We start from the raw sequence: 3,213 nt of genomic DNA on the forward strand, positions 1-3,213 counted from the left end.
CGCCCACGCAAAACGCTCGGCTGGGAAACCCCAGCCGAGCGCCTGCATAAACTGATCGCGGCTTGATCAACTAACCACGTGTTGCAACGACCCCTAGAAACCGCCCCCGGGCGGGGGCTCTCCGCCGTCCGAGAGGGCCGCCCGCCTTCCGGGGCGGGCGAGCGCCCGGCCTCCACCCGGGGGTGGAGCACGCCGGCTCCACCCCCGGGCGCGTGTGCCGGCGCCCCGCCGGGAGGACCGTGGAGGCACAGCTCGGATCCGACCTCCGGGAGCCCCGCATGTCCCTGCCCGCCCTCCTCCCCCTCCTCGGCATCCTCTGCTGGGCCGCCTACGAGCTACTGCTGCGCCGCCGCGAGGACGCCTCCGCCGGCAGCTGGCACGCCGACCGCCGCGACCGGGGGTCGACCCGGCTGCTGCTCGGCTGCTACCTGGTGTCGGTCCTGGTCGTGGTGCTCGCCGCCCGCACCGCGATCGGTGAACTGCCCGCCTGGGCCCGCTGGTTCGGGGTGGCCGCAGTGGTCGCCGGGCTCGCGCTGCGGGCCTGGGGCATGCGCACCCTGGGCCGGTACTACACCCGCACCCTGCGCACCGCCGACGCCCAGCCGCTGGTCCGCACCGGCCCGTACCGGCTGATCCGGCACCCCGGTTACGCCGGCAGCCTGCTGGTCTGGGCCGGGTACGCGGCCGGCACCGGCAGCTGGGCGGCCGCCCTGGTGGTGACGGCACTGCTGCTGGCCGCGTACGGCTGGCGGATCGCCGCCGAGGAGCGGCTGCTCCTGGACGCCTTCGGGAGCGCGTACGCGCTGTACCGTCGGAGGTCGAAGCGCCTGGTGCCGTTCGTCTACTGATCGCACCGGGGGCACCGGCCATGATCGCGCCGAGCACGGCCGCGTTCGCCCCCGGGTGCGGTCGGCGGATGTGAGCTTCGGCACCCGTATTCGGCCGGGTGGACGCCACGGCGTTCGCGATCCGCCCGAACGGCACCTGGTTTTTGGCCAGCGTTTCCCGGCCGGTGTATCCGTTCGCCGTGAGGGCCAGGCATACTGGCGAGCACGGGCGCTAGCGCCCGCCACGACTCTAGACAAGAAGGGACCGGTGGCCAGGGATGCTGCGGAACGGTCTTGAGCCCTGGCACATTCTCGTGGTGCTGGCGGTCGTCATCCTGCTGTTCGGATCGAAGAAGCTGCCCGAGATGGCCCGCGGCCTGGGCAAGTCCATGCGCATCCTGAAGGCCGAGACGAAGGCCATGCGCGAGGACGACACCCCGGCGGACGCCGCCGGCACCGCGCAGAGCACCGCCGCGCCCCAGCAGGGCGCCGACCGCCCGGCCGTCACGCCGACCAACGTGACCAAGGCCACCGAGACCAAGCGGCCCGAGACGACCGCCTGAGTCTCCCCTTCTCCTCCGGAAGGCCCCTGGTGAACCACCGGGGGCCTTCCGCCGTTCCGGGGCCGGTCCGGCTCCTAGGTCTACGAGCGCCGCCGCGTCTCCCGACTGGCCGTCCGATCTGATCCGTTGTCTCCTGGTACGCACCCACCGGAGGAACGGAGTCCCGGCATGCCGACCGACCGGCCCGGCGACCAGCCCGGCGGCAAGCCCGGAGACGAGTCCGGCGCCGAGTCCGCCGACGAACTGGCCGAGCTGCGGGCCCGGCTCACCGCCGTCGAGGTCCAGGAGGCGCGGCTCGCCGAGCAGTTGGCCACCCGTCCGGCGCAACGCCCGCCCCGCCGCCGGGTGCGCTCCTTCCTCGCCGCCCTGCTGATCGTGCTGGCCTGCGTGCTCACCCCACTCGGCGCCCTCGCGCTCTGGGCGAGGTCCGAGATCAGCGACACCGACCGCTACCTCGCGACGATGGCCCCGCTGGCGAAGGACCCCCGAATCAAGGCGGCGATCACCGACCGGGTGACCGCCGAGATCATGACGAAGCTCCCGCTCGAATCGCTGCTCGACGGCCTCGCCCCGGACGACAAGCCCAAGCTCGGCGCCCTACTGGGCGGCATCGGCCACGCCCTGGACAGCGGACTCGGCGGCTTCGTCCACACCCAGGTCGAACGGATCGTGGACAGCGACGCCTTCGGCACCCTCTGGACCGACGTCAACCGGGACGCGCACGCCGCCGTCCGAAAGCTGGTGACCGGGCAGGGCGGCGGCGCCGTCGAGGTGCGCGACGACACCGTGCTGCTGGACCTCGCCCCGGTGATCGCCCGGGTGAAGTCCGCCCTGATCGAGCAGGGGCTCCCGCTGGCCTCCCGGATCCCGGAGATCCACACCTCCTACGCGCTGGTGCGCTCCGACGCCCTGCCCGAGGTCCGCACCGCCCTGCGGGTCCTGGACCTGGCCGGCCTCTGGGTGCCGGTGCTGGCCGGCGCCTGCGCGCTCGGCGGGGTGCTGCTCGCGACCCGGCGCCGCCGAGCGGTGGTGGCGGCGGCCCTCGGCATGGCGGGCGGGGCGCTGCTGCTGGGCATCGGACTGAGCGTGTTCCGGGCCGTGTACCTGGACGGGCTCCCGGCCGACGTCGACCAGGCCGCCGCCCAGGCGGTGTACGACACCCTGGTGCGGTACCTGCGCTCGGCCGTCCGGGTGGTGGTCACGCTCGGGCTGCTGGTCGCGCTCGGCGCCTGGGTCATCGGCGGCGGCCGGTGGGCGCGCACCGTCCGGGGCGGCTGGCGCGCCGGGTTGGGCGCGGTGCGGCGGGTGGCCGGACGGGCCGGGCTGCGGCTCGGGCCGGTCGGCCGGTTCGTCCACCGCTGGAAGGCCCCGCTGGGCTGGCTGGCGGTCGCGCTCGCGGCGCTGGCCTTCGTGCTGTGGAGCCACCCGACGGTGCTGGTGACGCTCTGTCTGGCGCTCGGGCTGGTCGCCGTCCTGGCGGTGCTGGAACTGCTGGACGAGCCGGGGCGTGACCGGGCGGGCGCGGCGGCCTGAAGGAGGAGCCCCGATCTCGGCCTGAGGGACGATCACCGGGGCCGGGACCGCCCTGGGGTCGACGGGGTGTGGGGAACGACGTGAAGGGGCTCGCGGCTGCTGCGGCCCGCGCTGAGCGGCTCCGGGCCGGGGTACCGGCTGCTGGCGGGCCGTCCGCGGGCGCTGACGGCGGCCGACTGGTCGGTCGCCGCCGGTGCGCTTCTGGGTGTGGATGAAGTCGGGGAACTTGATGGCGTCCTTGATGAAGAACACCGGGGTGTTGTTGCCGACGAGGTCGTAGTTGCCCTCCT

The 3,213-nt window shown here is 74.3% G+C and carries 3 protein-coding genes and 1 pseudogene; 3 read left to right on the forward strand and 1 reads right to left on the reverse strand.

All coding sequences use genetic code 11. The annotated features are described in order from the left end of the window. The first annotated feature begins 278 nt into the window (after nt 1-278). The 3 genes from ABZW03_RS39030 (at nt 279) to ABZW03_RS39040 (ending at nt 2,923) form a co-directional block, all read left to right on the forward strand. Nucleotides 279-848 carry an isoprenylcysteine carboxylmethyltransferase family protein gene (locus ABZW03_RS39030; protein ID WP_355269348.1) on the forward strand — a complete coding sequence of 190 codons (570 nt, stop codon included), beginning with the start codon at nt 279-281 and terminating at the stop codon, nt 846-848. Nucleotides 849-1,105: 257 nt separating this feature from the next. Further along, nucleotides 1,106-1,390: a Sec-independent protein translocase subunit TatA gene (tatA, locus tag ABZW03_RS39035; RefSeq protein ID WP_355269350.1), complete on the forward strand. Its 285-nt coding sequence runs from the start codon at nt 1,106-1,108 to the stop codon at nt 1,388-1,390. A 168-nt stretch (nt 1,391-1,558) separates the two neighbouring features. Beyond that, nucleotides 1,559-2,923, forward strand: a complete 1,365-nt coding sequence (locus ABZW03_RS39040; RefSeq protein WP_355269352.1) for a hypothetical protein — start codon at nt 1,559-1,561, stop codon at nt 2,921-2,923. A gap of 195 nt (nt 2,924-3,118) precedes the next feature. On the opposite strand, the pseudogene ABZW03_RS39045 reads toward ABZW03_RS39040, so the two are convergent. Beyond that, a pseudogene (locus ABZW03_RS39045) lies at nt 3,119-3,213 on the reverse strand (catalase); the annotation flags it as partial.

Origin of the sequence: Kitasatospora sp. NPDC004799, from assembly GCF_040609095.1 — a bacterium.
Lineage (GTDB): Bacteria > Actinomycetota > Actinomycetes > Streptomycetales > Streptomycetaceae > Kitasatospora.

What these genes read in the sequence shown, in the direction of transcription:
- ABZW03_RS39040 (WP_355269352.1), top strand. Translation starts at nt 1,559, where the DNA reads ATGCCGACCGACCGGCCCGGCGACCAGCCCGGCGGCAAGCCCGGAGAC.
- tatA (WP_355269350.1), top strand. Translation starts at nt 1,106, where the DNA reads ATGCTGCGGAACGGTCTTGAGCCCTGGCACATTCTCGTGGTGCTGGCG.
- ABZW03_RS39030 (WP_355269348.1), top strand. Translation starts at nt 279, where the DNA reads ATGTCCCTGCCCGCCCTCCTCCCCCTCCTCGGCATCCTCTGCTGGGCC.